A 16,870-nucleotide genomic window follows, 5' to 3' on the forward strand; every position below is an offset into this window, starting at 1 on the left:
CGGTGGGTTCGGGAACAATGGGTGGGAGCACTGCACAGGAGGCACCGGTGGCTGAAGGTCCACTAATCGTTCAGAGTGACAAGACGCTGCTGCTCGAGGTCGATCACGAATTGGCCGACGCGGCGCGTCAAGCCATCGCGCCGTTCGCCGAGCTCGAGCGGGCGCCGGAGCATGTGCACACCTACCGGGTCACACCGCTGGCCCTGTGGAACGCCCGCGCCGCAGGCCACGACGCCGAGCAGGTGGTGGACGCGCTGGTCAATTTCTCCCGCTACGCCGTGCCGCAGCCGCTGCTGGTCGATGTCGTCGACACGATGGCCCGCTACGGCCGGTTGCAGCTGGTGAAGCATCCGGCGCACGGGCTCACCCTGGTGAGCCTGGATCGGGCGGTGCTCGAGGAGGTGCTCCGGCACAAGAAGATCGCGCCGATGCTCGGTGAGCGCATCGACGACGACGTGGTGATCGTGCATCCGTCCGAACGCGGCCACATCAAGCAGATGTTGCTGAAGATCGGCTGGCCCGCCGAGGACCTGGCCGGTTACGTCGACGGTGAGGCGCATCCGATCGACCTCGACTACACCGACGGTGCCTGGCATCTGCGCGACTATCAGGAGATGGCCGCCGATTCGTTCTGGGCGGGCGGCTCCGGTGTGGTGGTGCTGCCGTGTGGCGCGGGCAAGACGATGGTCGGCGCGGCGGCTATGGCGCGGGCGAAGGCGACAACGCTGATCCTGGTCACCAATACCGTCGCCGGTCGGCAGTGGCGGCGCGAGTTGCTGGCGCGCACCTCGCTCACCGAGGACGAGATCGGCGAATACTCCGGTGAGCGCAAGGAGATCCGCCCGGTCACCATCGCCACCTATCAGGTCATCACCCGCCGCACCAAGGGCGAATACAAGCATCTCGAGCTGTTCGACAGCCGTGACTGGGGCCTGGTCATCTACGACGAGGTCCATCTGCTGCCCGCGCCGGTGTTCCGGATGACGGCCGATCTGCAATCCCGGCGTCGTCTCGGCCTCACCGCAACCCTGGTGCGGGAGGACGGCCGCGAGGGCGATGTGTTCTCGCTGATCGGGCCGAAACGCTATGACGCGCCCTGGAAAGACATCGAGGCCCAGGGCTGGATCGCGCCCGCCGACTGCGTCGAGGTCAGGGTGACGCTCACCGACGCCGAGCGGATGTCCTACGCCACCGCCGAGCCGGAGGAACGCTACAAACTCTGCTCCACCGCACACACCAAGATCGCCGTCGTCGAATCCATTCTGGCCAAGCACAAAGACGCCCCGACCCTGGTGATCGGCGCCTATCTGGACCAGCTGGAAGAGCTGGGTGCGGCCCTGGACGCGCCCATCATCCAGGGTTCGACGAAAACCAAAGAGCGCGAAGCGCTTTTCGACGCCTTCCGTCGCGGCGAGGTCCCGGTTCTGGTGGTGAGCAAGGTCGCGAACTTCTCCATCGACCTCCCTGAAGCCTCGGTCGCGGTGCAGGTTTCGGGTACGTTCGGGTCCAGGCAGGAGGAGGCGCAGCGGCTCGGCCGGCTGTTGCGTCCGAAGCAGGATGGGGGGCAGGCGCATTTCTATTCGGTGGTCGCGCGCGACACGCTCGACGCGGAGTATGCGGCCCATCGCCAGCGTTTCCTGGCCGAACAGGGGTATGCCTATCGCATCACAGATGCTGACGACTTGCTGGGACCGGCCATCGGATAAGTGGAGGCGCCACCTCCACAACGTGTGCTAGGAATGAGACGTGCGACGCTTCGAATTCGTGGTGGACCGCAGCCATGCCCATGCGGTCAACGAAGTTGTCGCCGATCTGCGCCGGTTGCGCATCAGTGCGGTGATCGCCGCGACGATCGCGGCGGCCGTGACGGCCTATCTGGTGTGGCTGAACCACCCCTGGTCCTATCTGCTGGCTGTGGCCTCGGCGCTCGGTGCGGTGACCGCACTCTGGGTGGCGCTGTGGGCGCCGCGCCGGTCCCGTATCGACCGGCTGTATGCCGAAGGTGAGCTGGTCCCCGCGGTCGTCTCGCATACCTATCCGAGCGGGATGGTGCTGCTCGCGCTGGTGAACATCGGCCGTCCGGAGACCACCGAAACCCGCTACGCCCTTGTGGTCCGCAAGGTGCGGGCGCTGCCGGGTCACGAGGCGAAAGCGGGGGAGCGGGTGCCGTCGGTCGCGGTGCGTGGTGATCATGCCTCGCGCGCGGTCGGTGAGCTGCGCCAGACGGTCAATGCCATGCCCATCGCCTGGGGTACCAGGGACGGCAACGTCATCGAACGGGCCCGCGCCGCCATCAGCGAGGTGGAGTGGCGGCTGCTGTCGGACAATCTCGCCCTCGCCGAGAAGGTGCGCCGCAGCTCCGCCAAACGGCTGCTGCTGGATCCGCAGCAGCTGCCCGGCGATCTCGGGTCGTGAACCCGCGCCGGCGGAAATGAGTGTTGCGGAGTTCGCAGGCCCCGGCGCGTCGGTGGCGTCCGGCGGCTTCATCGACTGAGGCGACTACCATCCATCGGGGGCCGGTACACAGGTGCCGGATGATGCGGTGTCGAACGAGGGGTGTGGGTTCGTATGAGGTTGTCCGGCGTTTCGACCGTCGCGGTTGCGGCCGCGCTGCTGCTCGGATTCGCAGGTCCGGCGAGTGCGCAGTCGGCGAACGACCCGCTGGCCGGCGCGCCGGGACTCGGCGACCCGTATTACCCGCTTGATGGCAACGGCGGATACGACGTGCGCCATTACGAGGTCGGCATCGGCTACGAGCCCGCGGCCAGGCAGCTGACCGGGTCCACCCGGATCGACGCCACCGCCACCCAGGCGCTCACGTCGTTCAATCTGGATTTCGCCGGGCCGCCGGTGCAGCGGGTCTCGGTGAACAATATGCCCGCGGGCTTCGATCGCAACGGTGAGCACGAACTGACCGTGCGGCCGATGCTGCCGCTGCTGCCGGGATTGCCCTTCACCGTGACGGTCGATTACGCGGGACCCGCGGCCGACGCCACGGGCGCGGGCTGGACCTTCGCGCCGAGCGGCGGCGCGTTCGTCGCCGGTGAACCGCATTCGGCCACCACCTGGTACCCGCTCAACGACACCCCGCGCGACAAAGCCACCTTCACCCTGCACGCGACCGTGCCCGCCGAATGGGAGGTCGTGTCCAACGGCGTGCGTACCCGTGACGAGGTGCGCGACGGTTCCCGCTCGGTGAGCTGGGAATCGCGCCAGCCCATCCTCGGCTACCTGACCACCATCGCCATCGACAAATTCACCTACCTCGAACAGCGCCGCGCCGACGGCACCCCGTTGCTCAGCGCCTTCGCTCCCGGCGCGGCGGACAATCTCGAGCATGAGCGGCGCCTTCCGGAGATTCTCGACTTCACCGAATCCCTGTACGGCCCATACCCGTTCGATACCTCCGGTGGCATCTACGTCGACGCCGACCTGTCATTCTCGCTGGAAACCCAGACCCGCCCGATCTACGCACCCTGGACCGATCTGCAGACGGTGGTGCACGAGATCGCACATCAGTGGTGGGGCGATTCGGTATCGGTGTACAGCTGGGCCGATATCTGCCTCAACGAATGCTTCGCCAGCTACACGGCCGACTATTTGTGGCCGGAGCGGATGGAGGGCACCGACGTCGACGCGATGTACCGCGAGACCGTGCAGCAGGCCTCGACCATCCCGCACTTCTGGGATATTGCGCTGCAAAACCCCGGCGCCGGAAACGAATTCACCTCCGTCTACTACCGGGGACCGCTGTTCCTGCATGCGCTGCGCAAGCAGCTCGGCGATGACGTCTTCTTCGCCGCGATCCGCGAGTTCGTCACCGCCAACGCCTACGGCAATGCCTCGATGCCGCAGTTCCGTGATTTCATCCAGTCCAAGTCCGCCACCGATCTGACCGGATTCTTCGCGGCGTGGCTCGATCAGGCCGCCCGGCCCGCGGATGAGTACCTGTTTCCTGGTGACCTCAGGGTGTGAACGTCGCATAGACGCCATATTGTGACCAGAGTCACTGCTGGACAGGAATATTGAGGTCAGGGGTGCTGACCGTAGCGGTCGCGGTAACAGTCGGCTGCGGCCATACTCATGGGGCGTAACAACGCGCCGTCCGGCACCGACAGAGTGTCCGGACTGGACGTACGTCCATTATGTGGGCGGAACTGTGGAAGGCACTATCGTGAACTATTTCGGTTTTCAGATGCTCGGTCGACTGCTCCCGAGCATTCTCGCGCTGTCCATGCTCGGCATGGCCAGCATCTACTGACCCGCGGGCTCCGCACACCGATCAGATGCGGCCGTCATGTTCGTGCGGGTATCCTCACCCGCGCGTTCATGATTCAGTGAACGCTTCGGTAAGAGAGGTTTTCACGTGAAGTTCCCAGGAACGCGGCTGCTGGCGCGCATCATGCTCGCCTTCGTCGCAGCGGTCGCGCTGGCGGTTGCGGTGACCGGATGTTCGATGTTCGAGGACGCGGGCAAATCCGACACGGCCAAGTCCGAGGTCGGCGAATGCATCAACGTCATCAGCAGCTCGGCGGTCGACTCCGAGACCGAGCCGGTCGACTGCTCGTCGGAGAAGGCCGTCTACAAGGTGGTTCAGACCCACGAGACCAAGACCGAATGCGCCGAGGACTACACCTCCTACGAGGAAACCCTCAACGGCGGGACCACCGCGTTCCTGTGCCTGGCGCCCAATTTCAAGCAGGACAGCTGCTACGCCGACAGCATGCTCTCCGGCTATAGCTTCGCCGACTGCGCCTCTGCCGACGCCAGCTTCCGAGTGATCCAGCGGATCGACGGTCAGGCCGACGAACTGTTGTGCGGTGCCGAGGCCAACAAGTTCATCACCGTGACCGATCCCAAGACGACCTTCTGCCTCGGCGATCCCAAGGCCTGATCAGCGCCTGTTCCAGCAGGGCTGTAGCTATTCCAGCAGGGCGACCGACGCGATCCGGTGCAGTGTGAAGTGCCGGACCGCGCCGGTCACCGGATCCACCGCGTCGAGCTGACCGTTGCCGATTCGCAGCGGTTCCACGACTCGCTGAATGGCCGTGCCCTGCGCGTCGACGTAACCGATGTTCACCGCCCGGCGCCCGCGCGCGGCCAATTGCAGCAGCGCGAGCGTCGCGGCGGTTCCGGTGCGGGTGCCGTCGGTGCGCACGGCCTGCGCCGACCTGGCGCTGGCTGCCCGCTCACCGGCCCGCAGTTCCCGCACCAGTAGTTCCAATTGCTCGGTGCTCGGCGGCACCGGCCGATAGGCATGCCTGGCATTCGGGCGCACCGCGATTCGGGCGCCGCGCCGCCGCAGATCCACGATCACGCCCGCCGAATCCTCCCCGGCCGGAGCGAAACCCGCCGCACGCAGCCGGTCGAGCAGCTCGCCGAGCGGTGCCTGCGAGATCGCCACCGTCGGCGCGATCGCGCGCAAGGCGAGTTCGGTGGCCACCGGAGCGGTGAGGACCTGGGTCAGCAGCGCCGGATCGTCACTGCGCACGAACGACTGCGCCATTCCGGCCCGCAGTTGGCCGTGGCGCCGTGCCACATCATCGATCAGATAGGTCAGCGCCTGCGGTATCGGCGTGCGCGAATGCCGGGCGAAGAGTGCGTGCAATTCGGCGGCGGTGAGCCCGGCGTCGAGAGCGCGCCGCACCGAGGTGTCGCCGATCCGGTAGACGGTTGCCGCGCCCGCCGATTCGACATCGGCGACGAGCGCGATCCGGCTCTGCAACTCCGCGGTGAGCGGACCGGGTGCGATGACCGTCAGATCCGCCTGCACCAGCACATGATCCACCGGATCCGGCAGCGCCTGCTCCATGGCCGCTTCGGCCTCGCTGACGCTGTTCGGTTCCTCGGCAAGCAGCGCACGCCCTGGCGCACTCAGCGCACCGCGGCCGATGACGCCGAGCGCGGCAGCCTCCGCGTAGGTGCGTTCTACAGCTTCGACCCGGAAATGCCTGCGCCAGCGTGGCGCCCGCCAGGCCAGCATGCGCGCGGCGTCGGCAGGTTCGAGCCCGGTGCCCGCCTGCTGTTCGGCCAGTGCCCGCAACATCGCCCGCCGGTCGCGTACGGCGTGCGGAGTGCGCAGCTCATGGGCGAGGGCCGCGAGGGGTTTGTCGTTGGCGTCGCGCATGCCGATCATCCACGGCACCCGATCCGATTCCAGCCAGGCCTGCGCCAATGTCGCCCAGCGCCGGGCGGGCGGTGCTTCCAACCAGGAGTCGGCGGCGGGGGTGGGTGCCCAGAAGTCGTCGGTGCTGTCGACATCCGGTGGCGGGTCGGGCAGGCCACGATCGATCAGCTTGGCCCCGGCCAGCAGCTCGATCAGCAGACCGGTGCGCTGTTCGTCGGTGCCCGCGTGTTTGGCGATCCGGCGCGTCTCCCGCACGCCGAGCCCACCCGCGCGCAAGGCGGGAGCGGGTGCCTGACCCAGGACTTCCAGCACACTCGCGCCATGGCGCAGCAGTTCCCCGACCTCGCCCGCGGCCACCGCGTTCACCTCGGCCGGGGAATGCTCGGACGTGGCCGGACGCGGAGGTGTGAGCGCGTGCGGATCGGTGACCGGTTCACCTCGCAGCACCTGGGCGACGGTGAGGGGCAGCTCGACGGTCTCGTCATCCAGTGGACGCAGCAGGCGCCGACTCAGCAGTTGCTGCACCGGACGATCGGCGGGGGTGCCGGGGGCGGCGTCCTTGGTGCGCCCGCGCGGGCCGGTCGCGGCCAGTTTGTCCAGCAAAGCCCGTTCGGTGGGGGAGATTTCGGCCAGTGCGGCCGTCACCTCCGGTTCGGTGAGCGCGTCCGGTAGTTCGGTGGTGCTGCCCATCGGCCACGGAAGTGCCTCCGCGGCGGCAGGAACCAGCCGCAGTGCGTCACCGTCGAGCCAGACCAGCGCGCGGTCGGTCAATCGCTTCACCGCGGCGTCGACCGGGGCTGCCTTGACTCGATCGCGCAGCATCTTCTTCAGCTCGCGGCGTGTCAACGGCTCGTGCGCCGACGCCGCCCGCACCGCGAGGGTTTCCACAATGGCGAATTCGAGCGTGTCGAGTTCGTCGGCGGCGCGCAGCACCGAGGCGCGCTGTTCGGCGCGGGCGGCGAGCACCGTCATCGAGGACGGCAGTGGCACCGCCAGATCGGGTCGCAGCTCGAGCAGCGCGACCAGCTCGGCATCGCCGCGGGCGCCGAGCCAGTCGGCCAAAGAGTCGGTACCGGTCATCGGATTCAGCCTACGATGTGCGGCCGCATGCCGCCGGAGCAGGAGCCGCGCGCGCCCGCACCGCGGATTCGCGCCGACCATGTGCCGGTTCGCGCCGGCCACATGCCAGAATGGGCGCGTGGTGAACAAATCGAAGAAGCCCTATGTCGACAACGGCTGGCCGCAGGTGGCCGACGGTGAGCATGCGGTGACCGAACTGTCGTCCTCGCGCTCGGGCAACCTGTCGCCGTTCGGTGAGGACACAGAGTTCCCGGTGGCCGCCGATCAGCTGCCCTACGTCCACCCGAACACCGTTATCAACCGCTGAGCCGTCCGCCCCGGCCGCCGACCGTCGTCGCGGACCGCGGGCGTCACAGAGGTCTCGGCCTCCGGTAGTTCATCGCATTCGGCGATGCTCTCGACTCTCCGTCCGCGTTGACGTATGTCCGTGGACGGCTTCGGCGTGCCTGGAGCTGATTCGGTGCGGGTGGGCAGGTTCTCATCGGCCGGTGCCGAAGAGCAGAGGAACCCGCCACATCACACGCGAAAACGACTGTGGCCCCGCATCCGATCGGATGCGGGGCCACAGTCGTACGAGACTCGGGTCAGGAGGGGAGCAGACCCTTGTTCGCCTCGAAGAAGTTCACGACGGCCGGGTCGAGCTTGGTGCCGTTGGCCTTGGCGGCGTTGAACATGTCCAGCGCCTGCTGCGGAACCTGAACGCCCTGCGCCTGCACAACCGCGATCGCGCGGTCGACGGTGTCGAACACCTGCTGGCTGCTGTCGGCGGCCTGCTGCTGCGGCGCGGCCGGCTGCCAGCGCGGGCTCTCGGCCTCGGCGGGAGCCGAACGGGGGGTAGCTGCACTGCTCAGGCCGAGCGATGCGGAGCAGGACGGCCACGCGCCCCAGCCCTGGGAGGCGAGCACCTTCTCGGCGACCGCGATCTGCTGTTCCCGGCTGGCCTGGTTCGCGGTCGCGGCGTACTCGCCACCACCGTGGGCGTTCCAGGTGCTCGGGGAGAACTGAAGTCCGCCCTGGTAACCGTTGCCGGTGTTGATCCCCCAGTTACCTCCGGCCTCACACTGCGCGAGTCGATCCCAGTCGGAGTCGGGTGCCGCGCTGGCGTTTCCGGCGAGGGCCACACCTGCGGTGCCCATGATGGCGCCGGTGACGGCGACCTTGGCTACGGTGCGCCCGGTGGAGGATGGCTTGCGATGGCGTCCACTCATATCGGGTTCGTCTTCCTCTCGTACGCACCTGCGAGGCTCTCGCTCGGGCCCGGACTGAGAGGTCGTCCGTCCCGCCCTCACCCCTCAATTGCGTCGGGGTTCCGGTACCCGCGGGGTGAGGTTCGGTGCGGCGGGCCGGTGGTTTGGTTGCCGGGTGTCCCGGCTGGGTAAGACGGTACGACGATCCTCGCGAAAAATCACCATTTGGTAACCGGCGTGTACGCGGGGGTCTCGGAGCGGTCTCGAGTGGGCATAGACGCCTCTGTGCAGCTAGGGGCTGTGCGGGATGGTCGGCACGGCTGCAAGAACGTTCTGTTATCTGCTCGTTATGTGACGAGGATCACAGGCCCGGTTCGGTAACAGTTGCCCGGGGTAATCAGTTGACGTCACTTGGCTCGTCGCCCGGAGCGCAGTGTGAACACCAGCGCCAAGACGAAGCCGACCGGCGTGAGCATCGCCAGCAGATACAGCACAAGTCCCGGCTTCCCGTCGGTGAGGATCGGCGTCAGGAAAATGGCGACAATCGCCAGCAGTCCGACCGCGAAGGCACCGAGCGCGAGCTGCAGCAACCAGTCTCCGGAACGGCGCGGCGATCCGCCCGAGGGCGGTTGCGGGGGAGTGTTCGTCACAGCTGCACCGTAAAACTGATGTGCTCGAGAGGTGGGCACCGGGGTAGACTCGACGGCAATGCGCGTCCTGCATACCTGTGGGGCGCGTTCTTTCGCACAAAGGGCAAGGCCTGATCGCGGCGCCGCCGCGCAGGTGCTTCGCATACGGATCCGCCCGGGCCGCAAGGGTCCGGGTTTCGAATGATGAACGGGTGAGCGCAGTGCCGACCGGCAGGGTGAAGTGGTACGACGTCGAAAAGGGCTTCGGCTTTCTTTCCCAGGACGAGGGTGAGGACGTCTATGTGCGCTCGTCCGCGCTGCCCCAGGGCATCGAATCCCTCAAGCCGGGGCAGCGCGTGGAGTTCGGGATGGCCGCAGGCCGCCGCGGCCCGCAGGCGTTGAGCCTGAAGCTGCTGGAGGCGCCGCCGTCGGTCCGTCAGGGCCAGGAGCGTTCGGGCCGCAAGGAGCCGGTCGCCCGCAGGCATTCGCCCGACGAGCTGCACGGCATGGTCGAAGACATGATCACCTTGCTCGAGGCCACGGTGCAGCCGGATCTGCGCAAGGGCCGGTACCCGGATCGCAAGACCGCGCAGCGCATCTCCGAGGTCGTGCGGGCTGTTGCCCGCGAACTCGATCACTGAGCGCAGCGCGGTACCGTCGAAAAGCGCAACGGTCGTAGGCATCACGCAATGCCTACGACCGTTTTGCTGTCGTCACTACTCTGCGGTGCTGATCGACCAGGCCGCGTGCGGGACGTAGAACTCCGCGCCGGTCTCGTCACGCGCCAGAATCGGCAGCTGCATCTCCACGCCCACCAGTCGCAGATCCGGGTCGGGCTGTGACTCGATGGTGATGGCGCGCACTCCCTCCGGGAAATCGGTATGCCTGCTCACCTTCGCGATCTCCTCGCCGGAGGGCAGCGCGTACACCTGCTGGATCAGCCATGGGGCGTCGGAGATCTCGTTGGGCAGCGACAGCTGCAACGGGTAGCCCGGCGGCACCTCGAGGCTGACGGTCCGGCCGTAGCGGCAGTTCTCCATCCGCACCGTGCAGTACATGAACGGCGCGACGGTGACCGTGCGCCCGTGTGCGTAGGCGGTGATCTCCGGGTCGTGCTCGTCGGCGTTCTGGACGAGCACCGTCAGCACACCGACGAAGGCGGTCGACAGCAGCAGCACGCCTGCGGTGAACAGCGCGACGATGGTGCGGGCGTTGAGTGTGCTCACCAGATGGGATCCCCTCGTTTGATATCGGCGGTCTCGCCGTGGCGCCGGGCGGTGCCGGATTTATGGGCTGTGGTGTCCGATGACGGTGCGGGCACCACCTGTTCGGCGTGCTGCGGCCGATTGCCGCCCAGCCCGGGCAGCAGTGAATGGCCGCGATAACTCACCACAGTCTGGACCAGGCCTGCCACCAAGATCACCGACACCACCGCGAAACCCTTCCAGTAGTCGGTCGGCAGCAGCACACCGGCCGCGCCGCCCGCCACCCAGCTCAGCTGGAGCACGGTCTCCGAACGCCCGAATCCGGACGCGATCGACTCCGGCGGCAGATCGTCCTGGATCGCGGCATCCAGCGACACCTTGGCCAGCGCGCTGCCACACGCGGCGACCAATGCCGCCACCGCAGCACCGAGCAGGTTGTCGGCGAAGATCGCGAACAGCGCGACCAGCGCGCACGCGGCGGTGCAGTTGACCACGATCAGCGACGGCCTGCCCAGTTTGATCCGCGCGCCGCTGGCATTACCGGCGAAGTTGCCGATCGCGGCGGCGGCACCGACCACCCCGAGCATGGCTGCCTGCTGCACCGGCCGATGCTCGGTGGCCTTCGCCACGAACGCCACATAGAAGGTGAGGAATCCGGTCAGTACCCGGATGGTGCTGTTGCCCCACAGGCCGGTCACCACCGAGCGGCCCAGCGGCTGACGGCGTTTGCGGGCGGGGACGGCAGATTTCTTACCCGAGGGGATGACCTCGGTGTCGGGGTCGTCGCTGTGATAGCTGAGGGTGGCAGGCACCTCGCCCTCGGTGATCTCGACCCAACGCGGAATGTGCAGGCTCAGATAGGTACCTGCGCACGCGATGACGACCGCGAGCACCAGCGCACCCGTCGAGCCGAAGGCGGCAGCCGCGATCGCGGCGATCGCGCCGGCTCCGATCGTCCCGCCGACCAGGCCGAACACTGTCAATCGCGAATTGGTTCGGACCAGGTCTATCCCCGGTGGCAGTACGCGTGGTGTCACCGCGCTCTTGAGTACGGCGAACGATTTGCTCAGCACCATCATGCACAGCGCCAGCGGATACAACGCCCAGGTGTCGAAGTCGACGATGAGCACCACCGCCAGTACCGCGCGCACCGCGAATGAGGACGCCAGCGCGAGCCTGCGCCCGCGCTGCAACCGGTCGAGCATGGGCCCGATCAGCGGCGCGATCACCGCGAACGGCGCGATGGTGATCAGCAGATACAACGCCACCTTGGTTTTGCTCTCGGCGGTCGCACTGGCGAAGAACAGCGTGTTGGCCAGCGCGACGGCGATCGCGGCGTCAAGGGCGAAGTTCGTCATGGTCGCGTAGGTCAACGCGGTCAGGCCGGATTTGTCGGCGCCGTCGGCCTTGGCCGCGCGCTGGAAGGTGGCGAACCCCTTCTCGGTGAGCTCCTTGCCGCGCAGGGCGGCGACCCTGGTGACGGTGAGCTTGCGCGGGACGCGACGGTCGTCGACTCGTCCGGGGTCGTCTGTCTGCTCCTCGCGGCGGTCGTCGACCCGGGGTGGTTGCTCCGGCGCGCCCTTGCGCATCGACCGCGTGAACTTCTTGCCCGATCCGCGGCCGGTGTCACGCTCGGCGTTGCGGCCCACTTCGGTCAGCGGACGGGTCGGTGGTGGTGGGACGGTGCCGGGATGGTCCGGCGGTAGCGGCGGCAGCGGGCGACGTCGTCGCGGTGCGTTGGGCGGTGGGTACCGGTCGAAGCCGGGATGCTGCTCGTTCGGTGGGTACTCTTCGCCGTCCCACCGACCGCGATCGGGACCGGGGGGATCGCTGGGAGTCGTCACAACCTCAATTCTGGCCCACAACCGCGTGTGGGGTTCACGCACTCTCCGTCGATTTCGCCGAAAGTGATGTGGTTCGCGTATCAGGAGGGCACGAAACGCACCTCGAACATGGTGGGCCAGTACTTGCCGGTGAGCAGGAAGCGGTCGGTGCCGGGGACCTGGGTGATGCCATTGAGGACATCGGCGCCTGCGCGCTCGCGTGGGGGGAGCAGGCCAGAGGCATCGATCACAGCGAGGACCTCCCCGGTATCGGGGTCGATGCGCAAAATCTCGTCGGAGGGCCAGTTGTTGGCGTAGACCGATCCGTCGGCCGCGCAGTCCAGCTCGTTCAGGCGCGCTGAACTGCGGCCTTGCAGTTCGACAGAGCCGGTGGGGGCGAAGGTGACCGGATCGCGGAAGGTCAGGGTGGCCGAACCGTCGCTCATCACCAGGCGTCCGTCGCCGGCGCACAGACCCCAGCCCTCGCCCTCGTAGGAGACCCGTCCGCGCTCGGCCAGGGTCACCGGGTCGCGGGCGAAGGCGATGCCGTCCTTCCAGGTGAGCTGCCAGAGTGTGTCGCCCGCTGTGGCGATGCCCTCACCGAACAGTGGAGACGGCAGCTGCACCCCGGCGAGTTCGGCACCGGTCGCACGGTCGGTGGCGCGCACGCCCGACTCGCCCGGCATGCCGGTGCTCTCATAAAGCACTCCGTCGTTGATCTGCAGGCCTTGGGTGAAGGCCTGCGTGTCGTGCGGCGAGGTACCGACGACCTCCACGACCAGGTGTGGCGCGTTATCTGCCGGGTCGTCGGCGCCCGCACAACCCGTCGCGGTGACCAGGCAGAGCAGTGCAGCGACGGCCAGCGAACGCCGATCGGTCTCCATACGGCAAAATGTAGGCCGTGAGCGCAGTTTCTGTTTCGGACTCCGGCGTGCGGCCGATCCTGGCCGACGCCGTCGAGCTTGCCCGTCGTGCGCTCCTCGAGCTGGAGCCATCCGGGGTCGGTACGCATCTTGGTGTGTCCGCCGAGGACGACGACAATGCCGCGACGCACCGCTTCGAGGCCACGCTGCCCGGCTATCGCGGCTGGCAGTGGGCGGTCGTGGTGGCGGCGCCGCCGGGCGCGGACCATCCGACCGTCAGCGAGTCGGCGCTGCTGCCCGGGCCGGACGCGTTGATCGCGCCCGATTTCGTGCCGTGGGACCAGCGCGTCCGTCCCGGCGATCTGGCCCCAGGCGATCTGCTGGCCCCGCTGCCCGGCGACCCGCGGCTGGCGCCCGGCTACACCGCCACCGGCGATCCCGAGGTCGACGACGTCGCCTACCAGGTGGGTCTGGGTCGCACCCAGGTACTCAGCCTCGAAGGTCGCGAAGAGGCCGCCCAGCGCTGGTACACCGAGTTCGGCCCCGACACCGAGATGGCCAAGGCCGCTCCGTCCACCTGTGGCCGCTGCGGTTTCTATCTCCCGCTGTCCGGTGCCCTGCGTGCCGCGTTCGGTGTCTGCGGTAACGCGATGGGTGCCGATGGCCACGTAGTGCACACCGAGTACGGATGCGGCGCCCACTCCGACGTCACCGTTCCTGCAGGGGCAGGCTCGCCGTTGTATGAGGCCTACGACGACGCCGCGTTCGATGTCGTTCAGGTGGATTCGCAGCGTGGATCGAAGGCCGGTAGCTCCGAGGGCACGGCTGTCGTGACGGACGCCGCTGTCGCGGAGGTCGGCGCGCAGGCGTCGGAGCAGCAACCTGCCACCTCGGCTTCGGAATCCGAGTCGGGCGGAACTGCTTCCGAATCCGACGTGACTACCGCGACTGTCGAGCAGATCACCGACACCGATACCGCGACGGAGGCCGACGCCCAGTCGGAGCCCGGGTCATCGACGCAGAACTGAGCGCGCCGGGGGGCGATCCGTTCGAGACGGCGGCCCTACGTTCGGGTGTGCTGGCCGCATGGCGGGATTCGCCGACCCGGTTGCGGGAGGACGCGGCCACCGAGGCTGATCTGGTGCGTGCCGGGTATCGGGACCGGCTGCTGACCGAGCTGGCGCAGAACGCCGCCGATGCTGCCGCGAAGGCCGGTACACCGGGACGGATCGCGGTGTGGCTGGATGGCCGCACCCTGCATGTATCGAATACCGGTGCACCGCTGGATCTTTCCGGCGTGCATGCCCTGACGGCCCTGCGAGCTTCGGGTAAGTCCGACCGCGCGACCACCGTCGGCCGCTTCGGTGTCGGCTTCACCGCGGTGCTGACGGTCAGCGATGAGATCGAACTCCGCTCGACCACGGGATCGTTGCAGTTCTCGCGAACAAGAACCCGAGAGGCGCTGCATCAGAGCCATATTCATGTGCCCGGTAGCCCTCCGGCCGAGGCGGATTCGGGAACAGTCGGCGACGATGTTCGAGTGTCATCGGGTGAGCCCCGATCCGAAGCCTCGCGACCAGAGACCGGTGCGCAGTCGGCACTGCGCCGCACGGTTGCCGGGGACCGGATCGAGCCGCCCGCACTTCGATTGGTGTGGCCGAGTACTGCGGCACCGGCTACCGGGGCCGATACCGAAATCGTGCTTCAGTTGCGCGACGGCATCGACCCCGAGGCACTACTCACGACGATGCGTGACGAGGTCGTCGACCTTTTGCTCGAACTGCCCGCACTGCACGTCATCCGGGTCGGCGATGATGAATTCGCCAGTGCGGCATGCGCCTCGGACGAGGCCGGTTCGGACGAGGCTGGTCTGGACGAACTACGGATCACGGGCCCCGGTGTGGATCAGCGCTGGTGGCAGTTCCGCGCGCCCCGCGCCAGGTGGCTGCTGCCGATCCGCGACGGCAAGCCGGTACGCGCCGCGGCGGATGTGCTGCGTGCGCCGACCCGCTCCGACGAGGAACTGTCGCTGCCCGCTCTACTCATCGCAGACGTCCCGATGCAACCCGATCGCCGACGCCTGCTGCCCGGCGCGCACGTGGCCGAATTGGTCGCCGGATACGCCGATTTCGCGCGTGCCCTACCCCCACGCGACCGCCTGACTCTGGTGCCGGTGCCGGGTTTCGCCCGCAGTGAGGCCGACGGTCTGCTTCGCGAAGCCATCATTCGCGAATTGCAGGCCCACCCCTGGCTGCCGGTCGTACAGGACTCCGACGTCGCCGAGGGAAATCGGGTGGCGCACGCACTACCGACCCGGGCGAGCGTTTTCCCGGGTCTCAGCCCTGAACTGGCGGATCTGCTGGCCGAGGTACTCGGCCCGCTGGTGATTCCGGAACTGTCTGGTGGCCCGTACGCCGAAGCGCTGTCGGTCCTGGACGTACACCGAATCGGCTTGGCGCGCCTGGCCGAACTGTCGGCCGGGCTCGAACGTTCACCGCAGTGGTGGCGCGAGCTGTACGCGGCGCTCGAACCCTATGTCGCCGACCCGCTCGCGGTCGAGGAGCTGGGCGCACTCGCGGTGCCGTTGGCCGACGGGCGCCTGGGCACCGGCCCCCGCACCGCCGTCCTCGATGACGAACTGCAAGTGCCGATTCCGGTGCACTGGGCGCGGCTGATCCACCCGGACGCGACGCATCCGCTGCTGTCACGGCTCGGGGCGCGACAGGCGAGCGCACTGGATCTGCTGTCGGATCCAGGACTGCGCGCAGAACTCGAGGACAATCCCGGTGACCCCGACACCACCGATGCGGTGCTGCGGCTGGCCGCTCATACCGATCCAGCGGCCTTGCCGTCCTGGCTCGGTCTGCTCGAATTGACCGATGACGCGGGTGAATCGCTGCCGGCCGATGAGCTGCTGTTGCCCGGTGCGCCGCTGCGCGAAGTCTTGGTGGCGGATTCTCCGTTCGGCACCGTCGACCAGGAACTGGTCGATCGCTACGGCCCCGACGCATTGCGTGCGGTGGGCGTCGGCTGGGATTTCGCCATCGTCACCGAAACCGATCCGACCGGACCCGATCACGACCTGCCGGATGAAGAGGCCTGGTGGGCGGGGCTGTCCGAGGACCCGCCCGAGCTGATCGCCGTCCGCGACCTCGATCTGGTCGAGGACACCGCATGGCCCCGAGCCCTGCGTCAGCTGGCTGCCGGCGAGCGGACCCGGCCGCTGCTGGCGGACCCGAACGGTTACACCACCTGGTGGCTGCGCAGGTTCGCTCGTCTCGATGGCACGCCGCTGGGTGTGCTGCGGCATCCGGACGGACCGGAGTTCGCCGGTCTGCTCGCCGAATTCGCCGCCCCGGGTTTCTCGCGGACCGAAATCGATGCACTGCGTCCCGTCCTCGCCGATCCCGCTGCGGTCACACCGGACCTCGCCGCGGCCCTGCTGGCAGCGCTCGCGGACCCGGCGAAGACACCGACACCGGAGGTCGCGGTCCGCACCCACGCACTGCTCGCGGCAGCCGAGGAGCATCTCGATCTCACCGAGCTCGCCCTGCCCGACCTGGTGCGGGCCCTGTCCGGCGCGACCATCGATCCGGCCGACGCAATGGTGCTGGACCAGCCGTGGTTCGGTCTGGCGATTCCCGCGCAGCGGCTGGTGGCGGGCGCGGTCGAGTCGGCTCCGGCGCTGGCGACGCTGCTGGATCTTCCACTCGTCTCCGAAGTCGTGACGGCCGAGGTGATCAGCACCGGGCGCGCGAGCACCTGGGCGACCGAACCGATGGGTGTGGTCCTGCGCCAACTGTTCCGGCTACCCGACGACGGTGATCTGGTTCTGCACGATGAGCTGCGCATCCGGTTGTCGGGCGCGGTGGAGGCCACGGTGTCGGTGCCGTGGTGGCGCGAGGGCGACACGACGCATATCCGAAACCCGCAGGCCGGCGGCTGATCCGCCGTCG

Annotated in this window: 14 protein-coding genes; 8 read left to right on the plus strand and 6 right to left on the minus strand. The window is 68.0% G+C overall.

Going from position 1 to position 16,870, the window contains the following annotated elements; all coding sequences use genetic code 11:
• Window positions 1-47 precede the first annotated feature (47 nt).
• The 4 genes from ACFXNW_RS04930 (at window position 48) to ACFXNW_RS04945 (ending at window position 4,894) form a co-directional block, all read left to right on the plus strand.
• Window positions 48-1,706: a DNA repair helicase XPB gene (locus ACFXNW_RS04930; RefSeq protein WP_379415924.1), complete on the plus strand. Its 1,659-nt coding sequence runs from the start codon at window positions 48-50 to the stop codon at window positions 1,704-1,706.
• A 40-nt stretch (window positions 1,707-1,746) separates the two neighbouring features.
• Window positions 1,747-2,415: a DUF3239 domain-containing protein gene (locus ACFXNW_RS04935; protein WP_379415925.1), complete on the plus strand. Its 669-nt coding sequence runs from the start codon at window positions 1,747-1,749 to the stop codon at window positions 2,413-2,415.
• Between the two features lie 153 nt (window positions 2,416-2,568).
• Window positions 2,569-3,975 carry a M1 family metallopeptidase gene (locus ACFXNW_RS04940; protein WP_379415927.1) on the plus strand — a complete coding sequence of 469 codons (1,407 nt, stop codon included), beginning with the start codon at window positions 2,569-2,571 and terminating at the stop codon, window positions 3,973-3,975.
• A gap of 391 nt (window positions 3,976-4,366) precedes the next feature.
• Complete coding sequence (locus tag ACFXNW_RS04945; RefSeq protein WP_379415928.1) at window positions 4,367-4,894, plus strand: hypothetical protein; 528 nt, start codon at window positions 4,367-4,369, stop codon at window positions 4,892-4,894.
• 27 nt (window positions 4,895-4,921) lie between these two features.
• On the opposite strand, the gene ACFXNW_RS04950 is transcribed toward ACFXNW_RS04945, so the two are convergent.
• Window positions 4,922-7,207, minus strand: coding sequence for a helicase-associated domain-containing protein (locus ACFXNW_RS04950; protein ID WP_379415929.1), 2,286 nt, complete (start codon window positions 7,205-7,207; stop codon window positions 4,922-4,924).
• A 118-nt stretch (window positions 7,208-7,325) separates the two neighbouring features.
• Between ACFXNW_RS04950 and ACFXNW_RS04955 the strand changes: the two genes are divergently transcribed.
• Entirely contained in the window at window positions 7,326-7,514 is a 189-nt protein-coding gene (locus ACFXNW_RS04955) for a hypothetical protein (RefSeq protein ID WP_163823773.1), read from the plus strand.
• A gap of 277 nt (window positions 7,515-7,791) precedes the next feature.
• Here the strand turns inward: ACFXNW_RS04955 and ACFXNW_RS04960 are convergent, their stop codons facing one another.
• Entirely contained in the window at window positions 7,792-8,415 is a 624-nt protein-coding gene (locus ACFXNW_RS04960; protein ID WP_379415931.1) for a transglycosylase family protein, read from the minus strand.
• A 386-nt stretch (window positions 8,416-8,801) separates the two neighbouring features.
• Entirely contained in the window at window positions 8,802-9,044 is a 243-nt protein-coding gene (locus ACFXNW_RS04965) for a hypothetical protein (RefSeq protein ID WP_379415933.1), read from the minus strand.
• Window positions 9,045-9,244: 200 nt separating this feature from the next.
• Here ACFXNW_RS04965 and ACFXNW_RS04970 point away from each other — a divergent pair, with 200 nt between their 5' ends.
• Window positions 9,245-9,664, plus strand: coding sequence for a cold-shock protein (locus ACFXNW_RS04970; RefSeq protein ID WP_379416305.1), 420 nt, complete (start codon window positions 9,245-9,247; stop codon window positions 9,662-9,664).
• A gap of 75 nt (window positions 9,665-9,739) precedes the next feature.
• On the opposite strand, the gene ACFXNW_RS04975 is transcribed toward ACFXNW_RS04970, so the two are convergent.
• From ACFXNW_RS04975 to ACFXNW_RS04985, 3 genes are all read right to left on the minus strand, one after another.
• A complete protein-coding gene (locus ACFXNW_RS04975) occupies window positions 9,740-10,249 on the minus strand; it encodes a DUF2771 domain-containing protein (RefSeq protein WP_379415934.1) in 510 nt (169 codons plus the stop codon).
• Complete coding sequence (locus ACFXNW_RS04980) at window positions 10,246-12,072, minus strand: MFS transporter (protein ID WP_379415935.1); 1,827 nt, start codon at window positions 12,070-12,072, stop codon at window positions 10,246-10,248. The genes ACFXNW_RS04975 and ACFXNW_RS04980 overlap by 4 nt, the downstream gene beginning before the upstream one ends.
• A gap of 80 nt (window positions 12,073-12,152) precedes the next feature.
• Window positions 12,153-12,935 carry a glutaminyl-peptide cyclotransferase gene (locus tag ACFXNW_RS04985; protein WP_379415936.1) on the minus strand — a complete coding sequence of 261 codons (783 nt, stop codon included), beginning with the start codon at window positions 12,933-12,935 and terminating at the stop codon, window positions 12,153-12,155.
• A 17-nt stretch (window positions 12,936-12,952) separates the two neighbouring features.
• Between ACFXNW_RS04985 and ACFXNW_RS04990 the strand changes: the two genes are divergently transcribed.
• The gene (locus ACFXNW_RS04990) at window positions 12,953-13,942 is read left to right on the plus strand and encodes a DUF3027 domain-containing protein (RefSeq protein WP_379415937.1); all 990 of its coding nucleotides are present in this window, start codon (window positions 12,953-12,955) and stop codon (window positions 13,940-13,942) included.
• A 47-nt stretch (window positions 13,943-13,989) separates the two neighbouring features.
• Entirely contained in the window at window positions 13,990-16,860 is a 2,871-nt protein-coding gene (locus ACFXNW_RS04995) for a sacsin N-terminal ATP-binding-like domain-containing protein (protein ID WP_379415938.1), read from the plus strand.
• The last annotated feature ends 10 nt before the right edge of the window (window positions 16,861-16,870 follow it).

The sequence above is a fragment of the Nocardia sp. NPDC059180 genome, from assembly GCF_042754945.1.
Classification (GTDB): Bacteria; Actinomycetota; Actinomycetes; order Mycobacteriales; family Mycobacteriaceae; genus Nocardia.